General features: G+C 45.8%; 7 protein-coding genes. All 7 read left to right on the top strand.

Features of this window, described 5'->3' with window-relative positions; genetic code table 11:
• Window positions 1–30 precede the first annotated feature (30 nt).
• The 7 genes from V7Q13_RS14620 (at window position 31) to V7Q13_RS14590 (ending at window position 15548) form a co-directional block, all read left to right on the top strand.
• Window positions 31–2163 carry an alpha-L-rhamnosidase-related protein gene (locus V7Q13_RS14620; protein WP_333801408.1) on the top strand — a complete coding sequence of 711 codons (2133 nt, stop codon included), beginning with the start codon at window positions 31–33 and terminating at the stop codon, window positions 2161–2163.
• A 2-nt stretch (window positions 2164–2165) separates the two neighbouring features.
• Window positions 2166–4184, top strand: a complete 2019-nt coding sequence (locus V7Q13_RS14615) for an aceric acid hydrolase (protein WP_333801407.1) — start codon at window positions 2166–2168, stop codon at window positions 4182–4184.
• Window positions 4185–4207: 23 nt separating this feature from the next.
• On the top strand, window positions 4208–5281 hold the full coding sequence (locus tag V7Q13_RS14610) for a mandelate racemase/muconate lactonizing enzyme family protein (protein ID WP_333801406.1): 1074 nt from the start codon (window positions 4208–4210) through the stop codon (window positions 5279–5281).
• Between the two features lie 91 nt (window positions 5282–5372).
• Entirely contained in the window at window positions 5373–8675 is a 3303-nt protein-coding gene (locus V7Q13_RS14605; protein ID WP_333801405.1) for a glycoside hydrolase family 2 TIM barrel-domain containing protein, read from the top strand.
• Between the two features lie 4 nt (window positions 8676–8679).
• A complete protein-coding gene (locus tag V7Q13_RS14600) occupies window positions 8680–9810 on the top strand; it encodes a glycosylase (protein ID WP_333801404.1) in 1131 nt (376 codons plus the stop codon).
• Window positions 9811–9867: 57 nt separating this feature from the next.
• The gene (locus V7Q13_RS14595) at window positions 9868–13203 is read left to right on the top strand and encodes a glycosyl hydrolase (RefSeq protein ID WP_333801403.1); all 3336 of its coding nucleotides are present in this window, start codon (window positions 9868–9870) and stop codon (window positions 13201–13203) included.
• Window positions 13200–15548, top strand: a complete 2349-nt coding sequence (locus tag V7Q13_RS14590; protein WP_333801402.1) for a DUF5703 domain-containing protein — start codon at window positions 13200–13202, stop codon at window positions 15546–15548. The genes V7Q13_RS14595 and V7Q13_RS14590 overlap by 4 nt, the downstream gene beginning before the upstream one ends.
• Window positions 15549–16221 lie beyond the last annotated feature (673 nt).

Here is a 16221-nt window from a genome sequence, read left to right as displayed (position 1 = left end):
TAAATATCCGAAGCAATTAACGTGAAGCAAATGAATAACTCAGATTTATCAAATACAATTTCAACACCAACCTGGATATGGTATCCCGGCGATTTCGAAATTGTACTGGCCAATAAAATGCAAAACCGTCGCACCGAACGTGGTACATTTTTTCCTGTATTCTGGAAAATAGATAGCCATTATGTGCTCATGGATTTTCATAAAGTGTTTGATGTACCAGACGAAGAGACCGTTGACATTTATGTAGAAGGTGAATACAATGTAAAGCTTGATGGGAAAGCATTTGAAGGTAGTCCGAAACAAATTGTTGTACCGGCTGGTAAACACAAGATCAACATTAAAGTATTTAACCAGGCCAACGTGTCTGCTATCTATGTAAAAGGAAAAACAATTGTATCGGATGCTTCATGGTTGGTGACATTCGAAGACAAAGAATGGATCGATGAAACAGGAAAAGCATCCGACATCTCCGCTACCAAATGGGTAAATGCAGGAAGTTCGAATTTTAATTCACCTGAGCAATTGCCTTCGCAGTATATGCTGCCGACAAGAGAACAATCACCAGTATCAACAACAAAAGGAAATAATTCCATGCTTGTTGATTTTGGTAAGGAAACTTTTGGTTTCGTCAAACTGCACGAATTAAAAGGCAAAGGCAAGCTTTCTGTTTATTATGGCGAATCAGAAGAAGAAGCTTTATCAACTGAACATTGCGAAACGCTGGATAGGGTAGATGTAAATAACACGGAGAAGAAAGATGAGATTATGAAACTTTCGAAAGCTTATCGTTTTGTAAATGTGCAATACGATGAAGGCGTAATACTCGATTCCGTTTCGATGCTGTACGAATATGCTGATGTAAAAGAACGTGGCAGTTTTACCTGTAACGATGAAGAGATCAATCGCATTTACGATGTTTCGAAATACACGTTTGAATTAAATACAAGAGAATTTTTCATTGATGGTATCAAACGGGACCGCTGGATCTGGAGTGGTGATGCTTACCAAAGCTATCTCATGAATTATTATCTCTACTTCGATAATGAAACAGTCAAACGTACAACCTATGCATTGCGTGGTAAAGATCCGGTAACGGGGCACATCAACACCATTATGGATTATACCTTTTACTGGTTCCTCGGCATTTATGATTACTATCTCTACACCGGTGATAAAAAATTTATTGCACAGAACTATGATTGCATGAAAACGCTGATGGATTATGTGCTGGCCCGGCGTAATAAAGATGGATTGATGGAATGGATGACCGGTGATTGGATATTTATTGATTGGGCTGAAGGACTTAGCAAAAAAGGCGAAGTAAGTTTTGAACAGTTGTTGCTGGCACGCAGTCTCGAAACAATGGCGCTGTGTGCAAACATTGCTGATGATAAAGATGCCGAAGCGCAATACAACTCATTAGCAGCTGATATGCGATACAAATTATTCAGCATTTACTGGAACGATACAAAGCAGGCACTGGTGCACAGTCGTGTGGATGGCCAGCAAACAGAAAATGTAACACGCTATGCAAACATGTTCTCCATCTTCTTCGATTATTTTAACGAGGAACAAAAACAACAGGTGAAAGCATCTGTGTTACTGAACGACGATATTCAGAAGATCACTACACCTTACATGCGTTTCTACGAACTGGAAGCATTGTGTGCATTGGGCGAACAGAATTATGTATTGGAGGAAATGAAAGATTACTGGGGAGGCATGTTGAAGCTTGGCGCAACAAGTTTCTGGGAAGAATACAACCCTGCCAAACAAGGAGCAGAACATTACGCCATGTATGGCCGGAAGTTCGGTAAGAGTTTATGCCATGCATGGGGCGCAAGCCCGTTGTACCTGTTGGGCAAATATTATCTCGGTGTAAAACCAACTGCACCGGGGTATGAAAAATATGTAGTAGAACCAAACCTTGGTGGCCTCGAATGGATGCAGGGTAAAGTACCAACACCACAGGGTGAAATAGAATTGAAAGTGACCAACACAACTGTAGAGGTAAAGGCTCCTGCAGGAATGGGATTGCTGAGATTGAAAAGCAGCATACTTCCGGAAGGACGGGACATTGTGCCATTGTCAAAAGGCAATGGCCTTTATGAAATGGCCATTCAACCCGGTGTAGCATACATCATTCAATACAAAGCTGATTAATCATGAAACCCGTACACAAATTGTTCTTCGCTGTGTTATTGTTGCCGCTGTCGCTACTGGCACAAAACGGATTGGTGAGTACTGGCAATAGTCCAAAGGCGGCACTTAACAGTGTAGGCATAAGCGATGTGCAATGGACCAAAGGTTTTTGGGCAGAACGCTTTGCTGTTTGCCGCGATGCTATGTTGCCACAACTCTGGCAAACATACACGAGCAAAAATATGTGCTATTCGTTTCAGAATTTTCGAGTAGCAGCGGGTTTAGATACCGGCCGCTTTCGTGGCCCATCTTTTCATGATGGCGATTTTTATAAAACACTGGAAGCAGTGGCTGCCATGTATGCCAGCACAAAAGATGCAAAGCTCGAAGCATGGATGGATGAAGCCATTGCCGTTATTGGCAAAGCACAAAAAGCCGATGGCTACATCTATACCAAAAACATTATTGAACAGCGCAAAACGGGCAGCGAAAAAATGTTTGATGACCAGTTGAGTTTCGAAGCGTACAACTTTGGTCATTTAATGACGGCGGCCTGTGTGCATTATCGAGCAACAGGTAAAACAACCTTGCTCAACATCGCCAGCAAAGCAGCAGATTTTTTAATTGGCTTTTACAAAACTGCTACACCAGAGCAGGCACGCAATGCTATTTGCCCTTCGCATTACATGGGGTTGACAGAATTGTATCGTACCACACAGCAAAAAAAATACCTCGATTTGGTGGTGCACCTTATCAACATTCGGGGTACTGTAGAAGGCACGGATGATAACAGCGACCGGGCACCATTCCGCGATATGCAAAAGATTGCCGGCCATGCAGTACGTGCCAATTATTTGCTGGCAGGTGTAGCCGATGTGTATGCCGAAACAGGCGATGCCAGTTTGCTCACCACACTTCACCGGTTGTGGAATAATGTTATCCTCAGCAAAATGTATGTAACAGGTGGCTGTGGTGCTTTGTATGATGGCGTAAGTGTGGATGGTACTTCGTACAAACCTGATACGGTTCAGAAAGTGCATCAATCTTATGGCCGTGATTTTCAACTGCCCAACCTCACCGCACACAATGAAACCTGTGCCAACATTGGCAATGTATTGTGGAACTGGCGCATGTTTTTGCTCACGGGAGAATCGAAGTATACAGACATTGTTGAACTGGCTTTGTACAACAGTGTGTTGAGTGGCGTAAGCCTGGATGGCGGCAACTATTTTTATACCAATCCGTTGGCAGCATCCGATCGCTTTCCGTATCACATGCGTTGGGAAGGTGGCCGCATTCCATACATCAGCAAATCCAACTGCTGTCCGCCAAATGTGGTACGTACCATTGCCGAGATAAACAGTTATATGTACAGCATTGGAAAAAAGGGTTTGTACATCAACATGTATGGAGGCAGTCAGTTGTCTACCACTTTACAAGATGGGCAACAAATGATTTTGGAGCAACAAACCAACTATCCATGGCAGGGAAATATTGCTATCCAAATCAAACAGTCATTATCAAAATCTGCAGTCATTTTCTTTCGCATACCCGGTTGGTGCAACAAATACACGTTGCTTGTAAATGGGAAAGTGCCACACAATGTAGTAGACCGTTCGAATGGTTACATTGGTGTAAAGTCCAGCTGGCAAAAAGGAGACAAGATTGAATTGCGGTTGGATATGCCGGTGACATTGCTGGAAAGCAATCCACTGGTGGAGGAAACCCGTGGTCAGGTTACAGTAAAACGTGGCCCCATCGTATACTGTCTGGAGTCTGCCGATTTGCCACAGCACAACATTTTTGATGTGGCCATTCCGGCCAGTGCTGTATGGCAAACAAAGCCATTGGCCATTGCGGGCAGCACGGTTACAGCCCTTACCACTACGGCCAAAGTGAAAGCGCCACAAACCTGGAGCAATGCACTGTATCAGCCATTGAATAATCAGCTGAAAGCTGCAGCCGTTACACTCATTCCATATTATGCCTGGGCCAACCGTGGCAAAACTGATATGACTGTATGGATGCCTGTTGTTCGTTAACCGCGAAAGATTAATTAAGTAAAATGACCATCAAACAATTCGAAATCTTTACGGCAACTGCGCCATTACAAAAGCCCATTGCCGATGCTACGCATACGCTTTCCGAAATCTCATTTGTGGTGCTGCGATTGCATACCCAAAGCGGTCACACGGGCGAAGCCTACCTGTTGAGTTTTCAATACAGTTCGCAAGCCATTATTGGTGCGCTGAAAGATCAGGGACCATTGTTAATCGGTGAAGAGGTTTGCGCTACCGTAAAGGTATTTATGAAGTTGAATCATGCCAACGAATACTTTGGGCACGAAGGCATCAACCGTTGGGCACAGGCGGCTTACAACATGGCCATGTGGGATGCGTGGTGCAAAATACTCAAGCAACCCATTTGGAAAGTGTTGGGCCATTCGGCACAAAAAATACCAGCGTACGGTAGCGGTGGTTGGATAAGTTACACCGAAGCCGAATTGTTGGATGAAGTGAAAGGCTATGCTGCCCGTGGTTTTGGTGCTGTAAAAATTAAAGTAGGCAAACCCGATTGGCGGGAAGACCTTGAAAGATTGCAGTTGGTTCGTGAAGCGGTGGGGCCACACATCAATATCATGATGGATGCCAACCAGGGCATGAATGTACCCAATGCATTGGCGCTGGCCCGTGCTGCCCGCAACATCGGTATTCAATGGTTTGAAGAACCCATTGACCATACCGACTATGAAGGCTATAGCATACTGCGTCATCAGGCGGGCATTTCTCTTGCCATGGGCGAAAGAGAATACAGCACCGTGCCGCTGCGGGAATTACTAAAACGCAATGCCCTCGACATTTGGCAGCCCGATATATTGCGGCTTGGCGGCGTAGAAGCCTGGCGCAACAGTGCGGCTTTAGCAGCTGCGTATAACGTGCCTGTATTGCCGCACTACTACAAAGATTATGATGTGCCCTTGCTCAGCACCATTGCCAATGGCGCCGGTGTGGAGTCATTCGATTGGATAGATCCGTTGATAGATCATCCCATTCAGTTTCACAACGGATTTGCATTGCCGCACAACCGCCCGGGTTGGGGCTTCACTTTTAAGGATGAGCATTTGACTGCTATAGCGTAATACAATGTGGATGTCAGCAGCCGTGCAGTTGGCATCTGCGTTGCGTCGCACACTTCAAGTTTCTGTTCAATACTGAGCAATACAAACCAACATGTACAAACAATTCTGTTCAATATTTGCGGTTCTTTTTTCACTCGTATGCACCGTGCATGTACAAGCACAGCTGGTTGATAAAACGCCTGCTGCGGTGCCGGTTGCTCCTTCCATTTACAACCGCCAACCGTACGAAGATCCTTTGGTGAGCGGCATCAACAGAGAGGCTTCGAGGGCTACGGCATATTCATTTGCCAACACAGCCGATGCCTTGCAGGGGCAGCGGGAAAAGAGCGGCCGCTACCTGTCGCTGAATGGAGAATGGGATTTTGCATTTGCCTTGAAGCCCGGCGATGAGCCAGCTGACTTTTACAAACAAAAAGTGCAGGGCTGGAACAAGATACCGGTGCCGGCCAATTGGGAAATGCATGGCTACGACAAACCCATTTACAAAAGTGCTGTGTATCCATTTCGGCCGGTCAATCCTCCGTATGTGCCAAAAGATTACAATGGGGTAGGTTGTTACCAGCGCAGCTTTGTGCTGCCCGAAAATTGGAAGGACATGAACATTACCTTGCATTTCGGCGGCGTCAGTTCTGCTTACAAACTGTGGATCAACGGAAAGTTTTGTGGCTATGCAGAAGATAGTTTTTTGCCGAGTGAGTTCAACATTACGCCGTATTTGCAGGCTGGAGAAAACATCATTTCCGTTTGGGTAATTCGCTGGAGCGATGGAAGTTTTCTGGAAGATCAGGATCAATGGCGATTGAGTGGCATTCACCGCGAAGTGTATTTGCATGCAGAACCACGGTTGCGCATTGCTGATTTCTTTTACCAAACCACACTCGACTCCAATTATCAGGATGCTATTCTGAGCATCAGGCCACGCATGGAAAACCTGACAGGTGCCAACATGCCCGGCTATGTGCTAAAAGCACAATTGTACACGGCCGATAATCAACCGGTATTGTCTGCTCCATTGCAGAAATCTGTGGACGATATCATCAATGAAATTCATCCACGGTTAGACCGGGTGAAATTTGGTTTGCTGGAAACAACCATTGCTGCACCAAAAAAGTGGAGCCCCGAATCGCCCTATTTATACAAACTATTGTTGAGCCTCGAAGACAGTACGGGCAATGTGTTGGAGGTAAAAACCTGTAAACTTGGGTTTCGGTCTGTTGAGTTTCGGCAACACGACAGCAAGTTGTTGATCAATGGCAAACTCACGTATCTCTATGGTGTCAACCGGCCCGATCATCATCCCGTAAAAGGGAAAGCGTTGTCGAGAGCAGATATTTTGCAAGACATCCGTACCATGAAGCAATTCAATTTTAATTGTGTGCGGTTGAGCCATTATCCATCCGATCCTTATCTGCTTGATTTGTGTGATGAAATGGGTATCATGGTGATTGATGAAGCCAACCATGAAACACATGGTTTGGGTGGCAAGCTGGACCATGACCCCGCATGGACGGCCGCTTACATAGAGCGGGTGAGCCGCATGGCTTTGCGGGATAAAAATCATCCTTCCATTATCATGTGGAGCCTTGGTAATGAAGCTGGCAGCGGACCTAATCATGCTGCTATGGCAGGTTGGATAAAAGACTTTGATATGTCACGGCCTTTGCACTATGAACCGGCCATGGGTTCACCCAAAGCTGTAGGTTATATCGATCCAAGTGATGTCCGCTATCTCAAATCAAACGATCATTCGCACCGCATACAAAACCCACTCGACCAATATTATGTGGATGTGGTGAGCCGTATGTATCCGTCTGATTATACAGCGCCATTGTTGGTCAATCAAAACAACGGCGATCATCGGCCCATCTTCTTTTGTGAGTATGCACATGCCATGGGCAACAGTGCAGGTAACCTCAAAGACTTTTGGGATCAGTGGCGAAGCTTGCCGAGAGTGATTGGTGGTTGCATTTGGGAGTTTAAAGACCAAGGCTTAGAGAAAACTGATTCAGCAGGAGTAAAATACTATGCTTACGGTGGTGATTACGGCGAAAAGTATTTCGACAATTTTACCATTAAAGGCATTGTAGATGCAGATGGTACTCCTAAGCAGGCTATGTACGAATGCAAACGCATTTTTCAACCCATTGATGTGGAATGGGCGGATGCCAAACAACAGCAGCTTCGCATCATCAATAACAGTCAGGTGCTGAATGCAAATACTTACACAGCTACACTGCAAGTGTTGCAAAATGGCTTACCTGTTTTATCAAAGCAAATTGGCGGTATAGATATTGCACCGGGTACTACGGCCAATTTTCCCATTGCGCAATGGTTACCAAAGTTGGATCTACATGCAGCGTATCATGTCAATATCGCTTTTGTATTGCAGCAGCAAACAACTTGGGCGAATGCTGGCCATGAAGTGGCGTCATCTCAATTGTTGCTGCAGTCTGGGTCATCAGGAAAACCATACGTGGCCAATAGTAAAACTGGCATACAGGTAAAGCAAAATGCATCTGGTATCACGGTGAAAGCCGGTGGCACGGAGTTGTATTTTGATGCACATCAGGGTACATTGTCATCGCTGGTACATGGCGGGCAGTCGTACATCAAGCAGCCGCTGTTGCCCAATTTCAAACGACCGCTTACTGATAACGACCGTCGTGGTTGGAAGCCTCACCGCAAGTTAAAACCCTGGTATGAGTATACACTACAATCTACCGGCATGAAGTTGGAGCAAGATGCGGATAACACAGTTACAGTTCGTTGTGGTTTCTCATTGATAAACGATAGTGCACAGGTGCAACTTCGTTATGTAGTTTTTGCAGATGGAGTAGTGCAGGTGCATTACAGTTTGCAGGTAAAGCATGGTTTGCCCAACATGCCCAAAGTAGGGTTGCATATGGGCATCGATTCTTCGTTGCAACAATTGCAATATTGGGGTCGTGGCCCAATGGAAAATTACATCGACAGAAGATATGGAACGATTGTGGCAGTGTATCAGCAATCGTTGTCTGCTTTTTTGCAGCCCTACGTGGTGCCGCAAGAAAACAGCAACCGTACAGATGTTCGCTGGTTTTTTGCACAGCAGCGAAATGCGCAGAATGGATTGCTGATTGTGGCGGATAGTTTGCTGAGCATGAGTGTATGGCCTTATAGCGTTGCCAACTTAACCACAGCCAAACATACCCATGAGTTAAAGCCTGCAGGTTATATTACGATGAATGTAGATTTGATGCAAATGGGCGTGGGCGGCAACGATAGCTGGAGCGATGTGGCTGCACCGTTGGAGCAATATCAAATAAAGCCGAACGATTATCAATACAGTTTTTACATAGTTCCGTTCAACGCAAAAAAGAAATCAGCTGGTGAGAGAGCAAGAGAAATTCAATAAAAGGATGAACCACGAAGGCACAAAGGAGGGAAGTTGCACAAAGCTGCTATTCGTGTTGCTTAGTGTGTTTAGTGCCTTTGTAGTTCATGCGCAAGTACCGCAGGATGTGATGCAGAAAGTATATGAGGAAGTAAAGACGCCGTTCAAATATGGTCTTGTTGTAACTCCTGAAAATGAGACGAAGAAAATCGATTGCCCATCCGTTTTCCGAAAGGGCAATGCCTGGTACATGACTTACATTCAATTTGATGGTCGTGGTTATGAAACTTGGCTGGCTAAAAGCAAAGACTTATTACAGTGGACAACACTCGGCAAGCTCATGAGCTTTTCTGATACCACTGACCCGAAAACTATCGGGTGGGACAGTAACCAGAAAGCAGGATACATTGCATTGCAAAACACCCAATGGGGCGGCAATTACAAACTGGAAAAATACCAACGCAAATACTGGATGAGTTACATCGGCGGTAAAGACCTTGGTTACGAAGCCGGCCCGTTGGCCATTGGTATTGCAAATACTTCCGCAAACCCAACCAAGCCACATGAATGGAATAGGTTGACGCAGCCCGTTTTGAGTAATACAGATGCGGGTGTACGTTGGTGGGAAAACAGGAAGCTGTACAAAAGCACCATCATCAGAGATAAGCATACAACACTCGGCAGTGAGTTTGTGATGTATTACAATGCCAACGGCGACAGCAGTGGTAACAAACCCAAGTGGCGCTGGTTTGAACGCATTGGTATGGCCGTGAGTGATGATATGGTGAATTGGAAACGCTACCTTCCCCATCCTGTAATGGAACATGGTGTGGGCATTACCGGCGATGCGGTGATTCAAAAAATAAATGACCTGTGGGTGATGTTTTATTTCGGGGCTTTTTGGGAAGCCAGAAAAAATGAAACCTTCAACCGTTTTGCCTGCAGTTACGATTTAGTGAATTGGACAGATTGGACAGGGGATGATCTCATTGCATCTTCCGAACCCTATGATGCGAAGTATGCACACAAAAGTTTTGTTGTAAAATGGAAGGGAGTGGCGTATCACTTTTATTGCGCCGTCGATAAAAATGACAACAGGGGTATAGCTGTGGCTACGTCGGTAGATAAAGGTGCATCAACGCTTACATTTAAATAAGCAAATTTGCGGATGATGAAAGCAGTGCTGATAAGGCTGGAGAAATTGTGGATGTGTATGGCTTGGCTACTATTGTGGAGTCTGCAATTAGCGGCACAGCCAAAAACGAAAATCAACGATGTTATTCAGCATTCATTCCAACATCCCGGCCAGCAAGCAAAGCCATGGGTGTTCTGGTATTGGATGCATGCTGCTGTGTCCAAAGAGGGCATTACGGCTGATTTGGAAGCCATGAAATCAGTAGGGATTGCCGGTGCTTACCTTATGCCCATCAAAGACACAAGTGCCAACATTCCGTTTAGCCCCACTGCCCGGCAACTGAGTGCTGAATGGTGGCAACTGGTACAGTTTGCCATGCAAGAAGCGAAGCGCCTCAACCTTCAACTGGGCGTTCATGTGAGTGATGGTTTTGCATTGGCTGGCGGCCCGTGGATTACACCCGAACTGAGCATGCAAAAACTGGTGTGGAGTAATACGGTGGTTCAGCAAGGCGCTACGAACATTCAACTGCAGCAGCCTGCTTCGTACAAAGGTTTTTACAAAGAGGTAGCCATACTTGCTTACCCGCTGAAAGCTGTGCCCGATGAGATGTTGCTACACCCCATTGTTTCTACCAGCAATGCTGCTGATGCATCATTTTTGAGTGAGCCCAACAATCAGCAAACCTTTCGCAGCGATACTGTGTGTTGGATTCAATACAGCTACGACACTTCCGTAACCATCCGTTCTTTGGAAATAAAAACGGGTGGCAATACCTATCAGGCGTTGCGGTTGAAAATGCAAAGCAGCAACGATGGCATTACTTTTACAGATATTGCTCAGTTGCAAGCACCACGGCATGGCTGGCAAGATGCAGATGAAAATTTTACCTATGCCATACCGGCTACTACTGCCACGCATTTCAGATTTGTGTACAATAAAGATGGCTCATTGCCCGGTGCAGAAGATTTGGATGCGGCAAAGTGGAAACCTTCTTTGAAAGTAAAAGGCATTTACCTGAGCAATCAGCCAAAAATTCATCAGTACGAATCGAAGAATGGTTCGGTGTGGCGCATGGCTGATGCTACTTACGATGGTGCTGTTACAGTATCAGATGCGGTGCCCAAAGAACGCATCATCAACCTCACCGGAAAACTGGATAAGCAGGGTCGTTTGCAATGGAAAGTGCCTGCGGGCAATTGGATGATTGTTCGCATTGGTCATACTTCGCAAGGGCACACCAACTACACGGGTGGTGCAGGTTTGGGGTTGGAGTGCGACAAGTTTAATCCTGCAGCTGTGCAGTTGCAACTCAACAGCTGGTTCGGTCAGTTTTACAGCAAAACAAATGCGGTGCTGGCAAAGCAGGTGTTGAAAGTGTTGCACGTAGATAGTTGGGAGGCTGGTAGTCAAAACTGGTCGGCCAATTTTGCTGCTGCGTTTCAACAACGTCGTGGGTATGATATCACACCCTGGCTGCTGTGCATGACAGGTGTGCCAGTGAATAGTGCAGAAAAATCGGAGAAAGTATTGCATGATGTAAGACAAACCATTGCCGATTTGGTAAACGATGTTTTTTACACGCAGGTAAAAGCTGCTGCAAAAGCAAAAGGATGTTTGCTGAGTGCAGAAGCCATTGCGCCAACTATGATGAGTGACGGACTAACGCATTTTAAGTACGCCGATTTGCCCATGGGTGAATTTTGGCACAACAGTCCTACGCATGATAAACCCAACGACATGCGTGATGCTATTAGTGCAGCACACATGTATGGAAAAAACATAGTGCAGGCCGAATCTTTTACAACGGTTCGCATGGATTGGACAGAACATCCCGGTAAGCTGAAAGCCCTTGGCGACAGGCAGTTTGCATTGGGTATTAATAAACTGGTGTTTCATGTGTTTGCACACAATCCTTGGGTGAACAAACAGCCGGGCATGACCCTCGATGGGGTGGGTTTGTATTTTCAACGAGATCAAACCTGGTTTCAACAAAGCAAGGCATGGATGGAATACCTGAGCCGTTGTCAGGCGTTGTTGCAGCTGGGCAAACCGGTAACAGACATCGCCGTTTTTACCAGTGATGCATTGCCACGCAGGGCCTTACTGCCAGACAGGTTGGTGAATGTGCTGCCGGGTTTGATGACGGCTGAAAAGTTGCAGGCCGAGCAACAGCGGTTGGCGAATATCGGTCAGCCATTGCGCAGCATACCCGATGGTGTCAGTCATTCTGCGAACATGGCCGACCCCGAAAATTGGATAGATCCGCTGAATGGGTATGCATACGATTCTTTTAACCCCGATGTATTGATGCAAATGACTGTAGTGGGTAACAAGGTGGTGACACCCGGCGGCAACAGCTATTCGGTTTTGGTGTTTCCGGCACAGCATGCACTCAATCCCAATCATTTGTGGATGACTGTGCCTGTGGCAAAAAAAATACTGAGTTTGCTACAGCAAGGTGCCCGCATTGTATTGGAGCAATCGCCTGTTATTGGCCGGGGTATGAAAGATGAGAATGCTGAACTGAGAAAAGTATTTTCAGTAATAGAAGCTGGCGGGTATAAAGGACAATTGCACATCGGTGCATGGACAAAGAATGAGCCATTGATGCAAGTGCAGAAAGATGTGGACGTTACAAAAGGGAAAGGCCAACTGGCTTGGACACATCGTCGTCTTCCTGATGCAGACATTTACTTTGTGAGCAATCAATCATACCGTTCTATTCGATCTTCCTTCACATTACGGTCGGGTTATCCTGCTGTTGAAGCACTTGATCCGGTTACCGGAAAATATTTTAATGACTATCGCTACACCGTCAGTAAGGAGGGGATTGTAGTCGATGTGATGTTGGATGCAGCACAAGCAGTATTCTTTATTTGTAAAAAAGAAGCAGCACCCGAGAGTGATGTTTTAGCCACCATCAAAGCACCAGAAACTTTCGATATCAGCCGGGATTGGACGCTGCAATTTGATACTGCCAAAGCGGGGCCGGCTGCACCGTTGCCCATGGCTGCGTTACAAAGCTGGACAACCGTTGCAAACGATGCAGTACGCTATTATTCCGGTACAGTGAAGTATAGCAAAACGGTAAACCTGCAACCGCAAGCTTCTTTTCAACAGGCATGGCTGGAGTTGGAATCGGTGTACAACATTGCCACGGTAAAAGTGAATGGCATTGACTGCGGTACCATCTGGACGCCACCGTATCAACTTGACATTAGCGGTGTGCTGAAGGAAGGTACAAACCTGATTGAAATCGAGGTTACCAACACTTGGCACAACCGCCTGATTGCAGATGCGCAACTGCCGCCCCATCAACGTCTTACCTTTACCACCGCACCGTTTCGATTGCAAGGCAAACCATTGCAAACGGCTGGCTTAACAGGAGCGGTGAAATTAGTTGTTCAATGAGAGGTGTACTAAGCTTGTTATTGTGTTGCTGGATGCTGTGGTCGCAAGCACAGCCATCCATGCATGCATACAATGTTATCTGGCATTCGCCCAGTGATAACGCTGGTGCATCTATGCCTTGTGGTGCCGGCGACATTGGCATGAATGTGTGGGTGGAAAATGGCGATGTATTGATCTATGTAGCACGTAGCGGCAATTTTGATGAGCACAATACACTCATGAAATCTGGCCGTTTGCGCATTCAATTATCTCCAAATCCTTTTACAGGAAAATCGTTTACTCAACAGTTGCATTTGCAGGAAGGCTACGTGTCTGTAACGGGCGAAAACAATGGGGTGAAAGCAACCGTCAACATTTGGGCAGATGTATTTCGACCCGTGGCACATGTTGATGTAAAAAGCAACAGGAAGATAGCCGTAACAGCGGCTTACGAAAGTTGGCGTTACCAAGACCGTATAGTAAAAGCCAGAGAAAATTTCGGGAATTCGTGGAAATGGGCGGCACCCAAAAACAATGTGTACAAGGCGGATAGCATTGGCTTTGCAGCAAATGCGGTGTTTTTTTATCACCACAACAGCAGCCAAACCATTTTTGATACCATCGTGGCTCAGCAGGGTATGCAGCCGGTGAAAGCACAGCTCTACAATCCATTGAAACAACTGGCTTTTGGCGGATTGCTTACCGGCAAAAAATTTGTACCTGCAGGTACCGATACCGGCACTTATGCCCACACAGATTATAAAGCATGGCAACTGAAAAGCCAATCAAATGCCACTTCATTTTCGTTGCAGTTGTATTTGCACAATGAGCAAACAGCCAGCATAGCTGATTGGAAAAATAACCTGCTTGCATTGCAGCAGCAGTCACTGCAAGACAAATCGGCCCGAACAAAAACGCTGCAATGGTGGAAAGCCTTTTGGCAACGCAGTTTTATTTACATTGATAGCTTGCAGCAAGACAGCATTGCCTGGCAGGTAGGTAGAAATTATCAGTTGTTTCGCTACATGCTGGCCTGCAATGCCAAGGGGCAATGGCCTACCAAATTCAATGGCGGTTTGCTTACCGTCGATCCTGTTTTTACCGATTCCAAACTGGCATTGACACCCGATTTTCGCAACTGGGGTGGCGGCTTACACACAGCGCAAAACCAACGTCTCGTTTACTATCCCATGATAAAAAGTGGCGATTGGGACATGCTGCAACCACAACTTAACTTTTACCTGCGGCTGCAAAAAAATGCTGAATTAAGAACGCAGTTTTACTGGAATCATAACGGTGCCTGTTTTACAGAACAAATGGAAAATTTTGGTTTGCCCAACTATGCTGAGTACGGCACCAAACGACCCGCTGATTTTGACAAAGGGGTGGAGTACAATGCATGGCTCGAATATGAGTGGGACACCGTATTTGAATTTTGCCTGATGATGTTGGAAGAACATCGGTACACCGGAAGAGACATTGCAGACCGAATTCCATTCATCATGTCTTGTCTCCGTTTCTTCGATGAGCATTATCAAATACTGGCCAAACAGCGGGGCAGTAAAGCGTTGGATGCAGATGGCAAGCTGGTCATTTACCCTGGTAGTGCTGCGGAAACATTTAAGATGGCTACCAATTCGATAACTACAACTGCAGGCATGTATCATATTGCAGTAGGTACTCTTGACTATGTTCATAGCTGGCTTGCAAATCGCCATCATTCAATGCCCGAAAGGGATACGGTAGCCGGGTATTTTTATGCGCAAGCCAACTATGTGCAAGAGCTTCTGCAACGCATTCCTTATCCTTCTTTCCAGCAGTTCAATGGTAAAACCACTTTGGCACCTGCAAAGAGTTGGGAACGCATCAACAATACTGAATCGCCACAGTTGTATCCGGTTTTTCCATGGGGTAGTTACGGCGTTGGCAAACCCGGTTTAGATACGGCTTTGAATACTTGGTATCTCGATACCAATGTGGTAAAATTTCGTAGTCATGTGGGTTGGAAGCAAGACAATATTTGGGCTGCGAGATTAGGTCTCACCAGCGATGCCTGGCAGCTTACCTCCATGAAGTTGCGCAATAGCGACCGCCGCTTTCCTGCTTTTTGGGGCCCTGGTTTCGATTGGGTGCCCGACCACAATTGGGGCGGTAGCGGCATGATTGGTTTGCAGGAAATGCTGTTACAAATCAATGGCGACCAGTTGTTGCTTTTTCCCGCATGGCCCAAAGAAAAAGATGTGCATTTCAAACTGCATGCACCGGGCAATACAACTGTTGAAGCCCGGTTACAGGCAGGCAAAATAACAGACCTTCAAGTGTGGCCGGCCAGTCGCAAAAAGGATGTAGTAATCATGTTACAGTAGTCCCATTTCCAACAGGCCATTCAGATATAGTCTATTTAACTGTAGGGCTGTCCAGTACAGCAATGGCCTTCTTAAACCCCGATAACTCCGGTTCATCTACCAATCAGTAGCCTGTTGTTTTGCATCTATCCATGAATATTTATGCGGAGCTATCATCGCCATTACTACTTTCAGCTATTGCTCCCGCTTTTCGTTCCAAGTCCTCAGCCACACAGTGCCTGTGCGGCTTTCGGGCTTTCCACTACAATCGGGGCTATCCCGGCTACTGTAATACTCTTAAGCCTATCCAGTCCATTTAAATGAATCATTATAACAATCTTCTTCATCACAATCAGATATAGTACTTGTTAAGTAAACCAAAAATCAAATGTCAAACAGAATCTTCCAATAGCGATGAAACCCTTATCTGATAGGAGTTTCATCGCATTATGCACTTCGCATTGTGAATATCTATCCTCAATAATTCCATTTTATTTTTTGCAAAGTCACAAACCCCCTTATCTTTGCCGTCCGCTTTTGAAAAACGAGTATGTTTTGAGGGGTTAGGAAGAGATCTTTGTGAGGGTGATGAGGGGGGTAGGGAGTTTAGGCATAGGGTACTGTTTTAGGACGGTTAGCCTTGAAAAAAAACTTCAAAAAATAGTTGGCCAAAAAGTTGGTTGAATAAAATTTC

Origin of the sequence: Phnomibacter sp., from assembly GCF_036803085.1 — a bacterium.
Classification (GTDB): domain Bacteria; phylum Bacteroidota; class Bacteroidia; order Chitinophagales; family Chitinophagaceae; genus Phnomibacter.
The sequence above is the reverse complement of the archived record's forward strand: the minus strand, read 5'-3'. Positions and strand labels throughout refer to the sequence as shown.

Bases quoted from the DNA above. Each gene is read 5' to 3' on its own strand.
- V7Q13_RS14605 (WP_333801405.1), top strand. From the start codon at position 5,373: ATGTACAAACAATTCTGTTCAATATTTGCGGTTCTTTTTTCACTCGTA.
- V7Q13_RS14595 (WP_333801403.1), top strand. From the start codon at position 9,868: ATGGCTTGGCTACTATTGTGGAGTCTGCAATTAGCGGCACAGCCAAAA.
- V7Q13_RS14600 (WP_333801404.1), top strand. From the start codon at position 8,680: ATGAACCACGAAGGCACAAAGGAGGGAAGTTGCACAAAGCTGCTATTC.
- V7Q13_RS14620 (WP_333801408.1), top strand. From the start codon at position 31: ATGAATAACTCAGATTTATCAAATACAATTTCAACACCAACCTGGATA.
- V7Q13_RS14615 (WP_333801407.1), top strand. From the start codon at position 2,166: ATGAAACCCGTACACAAATTGTTCTTCGCTGTGTTATTGTTGCCGCTG.
- V7Q13_RS14590 (WP_333801402.1), top strand. From the start codon at position 13,200: ATGAGAGGTGTACTAAGCTTGTTATTGTGTTGCTGGATGCTGTGGTCG.
- V7Q13_RS14610 (WP_333801406.1), top strand. From the start codon at position 4,208: ATGACCATCAAACAATTCGAAATCTTTACGGCAACTGCGCCATTACAA.